Below are 4686 nucleotides of genomic sequence, written 5' to 3'. Positions count from 1 at the left end.
TCGTGCTGTGCGGCCGACGCGCGGAAGCGCTGGAGGCGACGGCCGCGACGCTGCGCGCGGCCGGCGCGGACGTGCTGGTCGTGCCGATGACGATCCGCGATCCGGCGCAGGTCGCCGCCCTGTTCGACGCGGCGTGGGGCCGTTTCGGGCGGCTCGACGTGGTGGTGAACAACGCGGGCGGGCAGTTCCCGCAGCCGGCGATCGACTTCTCGCCCAAGGGCTGGAACGCTGTGATCGACACCAACCTCAACGGCACCTGGTACATGATGCAGGCCGCCGCCCGACGCTGGCGCGACGGCGCGTGTCCGGGCGTGATCGTCAACGTCGTCGCGGTGGTGGCGCGCGGCATGCCCGGCATCGCGCATACCTGTGCGGCGCGCGCCGGCGTGATCCACCTGTCGAAGACGGTCGCCGTCGAATGGGCGCCCTATCGCATACGCGTCAACTGCGTCGCGCCCGGCACGATCGAGACGGAAGGCATGGCGGTCTATCCGGCGGAGGCGCGGGCCGCGTTCCACCGGTCCAACCCGATGCTGCGCATGGGCCGGCCGGAGGAGGTCGCAGATGCGTGCTGCTATCTCGCGAGTCCCGCCGCCGGCTTCGTCACCGGCGAGGTGCTGACGATCGACGGCGGGCATCAGATGTGGGGCGAGCAATGGACCGCCGGGCGGCCCGACTACTTCGCCCCGCCGCCGCCGTGAGGCCGCTCGGCATCAGCGCAGCAACTCGCCGGCGATGATGACCTTGCGGATTTCCGTCGTGCCGGCGCCGATTTCCAGCAGCTTGCTCGCGCGGTACAGCCGGTTCACCTCCGTCTCGCGCATGTAGCCCATGCCGCCGTGGACCTGCACGGCATCGTTGACCACGCGCGAACATCCCTCGGCGGCGAACAGGATCGCGGCGGCCGTCAGCTTGTGGATCTCGCCGCGGCCGCCCGCGTCCTCGGCCATCGCATTGGCCTCCGCGAGGGTGCGGTAGCACAGCGCGCGCATCGCCTCGACGGTGGTGTACATCTCCGCGAGCTTGCCTTGCACGAGCTGGAAATCGCCGATCGGGCGGTCGAACTGCCGCCGCGTGCGCGCGTAGTCGACCGCGAGATCGAGCGCGCGTTCGGCCATGCCGAGGTCGATCATCGCGACGATCGCGCGCTCCAGATCGAGCCCGCTCATCACCACCGCGACGCCGCGGTTCTCCGCGCCCACGCGGTTGGCGGCCGGCACGCGGCAGTCGTCGAACACCAGCTCCGCCGTCGGGCTGCCGCGGAATCCCATCTTGTCGAGCTTCTGCGCGACCGCGAAGCCCGGCATCCCGCGCTCGACGACGAAGGCCGAGATGCCCCGCGCGCCGGCCGCCCGGTCGGTCTTGGCATAGACGAGCAGGATGTCCGCGACCGGACCGTTGGTGATGTAGAGCTTGCGCCCGTTGAGCACGTAGTCGTCGCCGTCGCGCCGCGCCGTGGTCGCCATCGACCCGAGCGCGTCCGATCCCGCCCCCGGCTCCGTGAGGCCGAGCGCGCCGATCGCGCTGCCGTCGCACAGGCCGGGCAGCACGCGGGCGCGCAGCGCGTCATCGGCGTTGCGGCAGATGTTGTTGACGCACAGGTTGTCGTGCGCCGCATAGCTCAGCGCGACGGCCGGGTTCCACCGCGCCAGCCCCTGCGTGATCAGGCCGGAGGTGAACACGTCGCTGCCGGCGCCGCCGTAGCGTTCCGGCACGGTGACGCCGAGGAAGCCCAGCTCGCCCAGACGCGGCATCACGTGCGGCGGCCACCATTCCTCGTCATCCATGCGGCCCTGCAGGCCATGCAGCTCCGCCTGCGCGAAGCGGCTCGCCTGATCGAGGATTTCCTGCTGCTGCAGCGACAGGCCGAAACGCTGCCCCGGATCGGCCGCGTCGTTCGCCGGATGGTCCATCATGCCCTGTCCCCCACGGTGATTGACGCGTTGTACCGGACGGTATTCACTCGACCGTCGAGGGGCAAGCGCGGGCCGGCCGGCCGCCGCGCGATCCGCCGCCGCCGAGGGATGCGCGCATGAGCCGGCTGCCGTTCGACACCGTGCTGATCGCCAACCGGGGCGAGATCGCGGTGCGCATCCTGCGCACGCTGCACGCGCTCGGGCTGCGCGGCGCCATCATGTATCATGACGCGGACGCGGACAGCCCGGCGGTGGCGCGCGCCGACCATGCGGTGCGCATCGACGGACCGACGCCGGTCGCCGCCTATCTCGACGGCGCGCAGATCATCGCGGCGGCGCGGACGGCGGGCGCGGGCGCGATCCATCCCGGCTATGGCTTCCTGTCGGAGAACGCCGCCTTTGCCCGCGACGTGACGGCGGCCGGGCTGTGCTTCATCGGACCCGAAGCCGATACGATCGCATTGATGGGCGACAAGGTGCGCGCCCGCGCCTTTGTCGCCGCCGCCGGGTTTCCGGTGGCGCCGTCGGTGATCGAGGACGACGATCCGGCGGGCTTCGCCGCCCGCGCCCGCGCCCTCGGCCCGCCGCTGCTGGTCAAGCCGGCGGCGGGCGGCGGCGGCAAGGGCATGCACATCGTCCGCGATCTCGCGACCCTCGACGACGCGCTGGAGACGGCGCGCGGCGAGGCGCGGCGCTATTTCGGCGACGCGCGGCTGTATGTCGAACGCTATGTCGAACGGCCGCGCCATATCGAGGTGCAGATCCTCGGCGACGCGCACGGCAACGTGGTGCATCTGCACGAACGCGAATGCTCCGTGCAGCGGCGCTTTCAGAAGATCATCGAGGAAAGCCCGGCCGCCTCGCTCGACGCGGTGACGCGCGCGCGCATCTGCGACGCCGCCGCCGGCATCGCCCGCGCCGCCGGGTATCGCAACGCCGGCACGGTGGAGTTCATCGCCGGTGACGGCACGTTCTACTTCCTGGAGATGAACACGCGGCTGCAGGTGGAGCATCCGGTGACGGAGATGGTCACGGGCCTCGACCTCGTCGCCGAACAGATACGCGTCGCGGCCGGCCTGAAGCTGCCGTTCGATCAGGATTCGGTGCGCCCCGCCGGCCACGCGATCGAATTGCGCCTGTATGCGGAGGCGCCGGGACGCGGCTTCGCGCCGACCACGGGGCGGGTGCTGTCGCTGCACTGGCCGGACGGCGTGCGGGTGGACAGCGGCATCGCCGCCGGGCAGCGCATCGGCGCCGCGTTCGATCCGATGCTCGCGAAGCTGATCGTCCACGCGCCCGACCGCCCGGCCGCCATCGCGCGGGCGCGGGCGGCGCTGGCCGATCTCGTGCTGCTCGGCTGCGAGACGAATGCCGCCTTTCTCGCCCGCGTGCTCGACGATCCCGGTTACGCGCGCAACGAGGTGCATACCGGCTATCTCGACGCGACGCCTGCGCTGGCGGCGGAGCCGGTGGCGGACGCGGCGGTGCGGCGGCGGCTGCTCGCCGTCGCCTGCCTGTTGTCGCCCCCCGTGCTCGACGCGGCGCGCGCGGTGCCGGACCTGCATGCCGCCATCGGCGGTTGGCGCAACTGACATGCGCCACGTCTTCGAGACCGAGGGCGAGGTCTGGCACGCATGGCTCGCGCGCGACGGCGAGGGCTGGCGCCTGCTGTGCGACGACGTGTCCACCGCCGTCGCTCTCACGCTCGGGCCGGACGGGCGCGGCACGCTGACCATCGATGGCGCGACGGTGCCGGTCGCGGCCGTGGCGGACGGCGACGTCGTGCACATCCAGATCGACGGCCGGGCGTATGCGCTGCGCTATCGCGATCCCGCCGAGTATCACGAGGTCGCGGCGCAGGGCGGGGCGGAGGACGTGGCGCGCGCGCCGATGCCGGGCGTGGTGCTGTCGGTCGCGGTCGGGCCGGGTGATGCGGTGGGGCGCGGCGACGTGCTGCTGACGATCGAGAGCATGAAGCTGCAGACCGCGATCCGCGCCGGGCGCGACGGCATCGTGGACGCGGTGCATGTCGCGCCCGGGCAGACGTTCGAGCGCGACGCGGCGCTGCTGACCCTGCGGACGGAGCGCTAGGTGCGCCGCATCGCCTCCCGCCTCGACACGAACGCGGCGGATTTCCGCGACAACGCCGCGCATAACCGCGCGCTCGCGGACACGCTGAAGGCGCGGCAGACGGAGGTGCGCACGCAGCGTCCGCGCGCCGATCTCGACCGCCTCGCGCGGCAGGGCAAGATGTATGTCCGCGACCGCATCGACGCCCTGCTCGATCCGGGCACGCCATTCCTGGAGCTGTCCACGCTTGCCGCCAACATGGCCTATGACGGCGGCGTGCCGGGCGCCGGGCAGGTGACGGGCATCGGCATCGTCGCCGGGCGGGAGGTGATGGTCCATGCCGACGACGCCAGCATCAAGGGTGGCGCGTGGTATCCGCTGTCGGCGAAGAAGATCGTCCGCGCGCTCGATATCGCGATCGAGAACCGGCTGCCGGTCGTGCATCTGTGCGACTGCGCCGGCGGGTTCCTGCCGCTGCAGGCGGAGTTCTTTGCCGACCGCTATCACGCCGGCCGCATCTTCCGTAACCAGGCGATCCTGTCGCGCCTCGGCCTCGCGCAGGTCGCGGTGGTGCTCGGTCACTGCACGGCGGGCGGCGCGTATGTGCCGGCGCTCAGCGACTACAACGTGATCGTGCGCGGCACCGGGGCGATCTTCCTCGGCGGCCCGCCGCTGGTGAAGGCGGCGACGGGCGAGGAGG

The 4686-nt window shown here is 72.1% G+C and carries 5 protein-coding genes; 4 read left to right on the top strand and 1 reads right to left on the bottom strand.

The annotated features are described in order from the left end of the window. The coding region (locus tag B8460_RS13110) for an SDR family oxidoreductase (protein ID WP_048862052.1) at positions 1-701 on the top strand (701 nt) is incomplete at its 5' end. A gap of 12 nt (positions 702-713) precedes the next feature. Here B8460_RS13110 and B8460_RS13105 read toward each other — a convergent pair. Continuing rightward, on the bottom strand, positions 714-1913 hold the full coding sequence (locus tag B8460_RS13105) for an acyl-CoA dehydrogenase family protein (RefSeq protein ID WP_148360599.1): 1200 nt from the start codon (positions 1911-1913) through the stop codon (positions 714-716). Between the two features lie 119 nt (positions 1914-2032). On the opposite strand from B8460_RS13105, the gene B8460_RS13100 reads away from it, so the two are divergent. From B8460_RS13100 to B8460_RS13090, 3 genes are all read left to right on the top strand, one after another. Continuing rightward, positions 2033-3508 carry an acetyl-CoA carboxylase biotin carboxylase subunit gene (locus tag B8460_RS13100; RefSeq protein WP_048862050.1) on the top strand — a complete coding sequence of 492 codons (1476 nt, stop codon included), beginning with the start codon at positions 2033-2035 and terminating at the stop codon, positions 3506-3508. 1 nt (position 3509) lies between these two features. Further along, complete coding sequence (locus B8460_RS13095; protein ID WP_052945240.1) at positions 3510-4007, top strand: acetyl-CoA carboxylase biotin carboxyl carrier protein subunit; 498 nt, start codon at positions 3510-3512, stop codon at positions 4005-4007. Beyond that, positions 4008-4686 (top strand): carboxyl transferase domain-containing protein (locus B8460_RS13090; protein WP_048862049.1); only part of this gene is annotated, 679 nt, incomplete at its 3' end.

This window comes from Acidisphaera rubrifaciens HS-AP3, from assembly GCF_000964365.1.
GTDB lineage: Bacteria > Pseudomonadota > Alphaproteobacteria > Acetobacterales > Acetobacteraceae > Acidisphaera > Acidisphaera rubrifaciens.
The sequence above is the reverse complement of the archived record's forward strand: the minus strand, read 5'-3'. Positions and strand labels throughout refer to the sequence as shown.

Excerpts from the sequence above, each read along its gene's own strand:
- B8460_RS13105 (WP_148360599.1), bottom strand. The coding sequence starts at position 1,913 with ATGGACCATCCGGCGAACGACGCGGCCGATCCGGGGCAGCGTTTCGGC.
- B8460_RS13100 (WP_048862050.1), top strand. The coding sequence starts at position 2,033 with ATGAGCCGGCTGCCGTTCGACACCGTGCTGATCGCCAACCGGGGCGAG.
- B8460_RS13095 (WP_052945240.1), top strand. The coding sequence starts at position 3,510 with ATGCGCCACGTCTTCGAGACCGAGGGCGAGGTCTGGCACGCATGGCTC.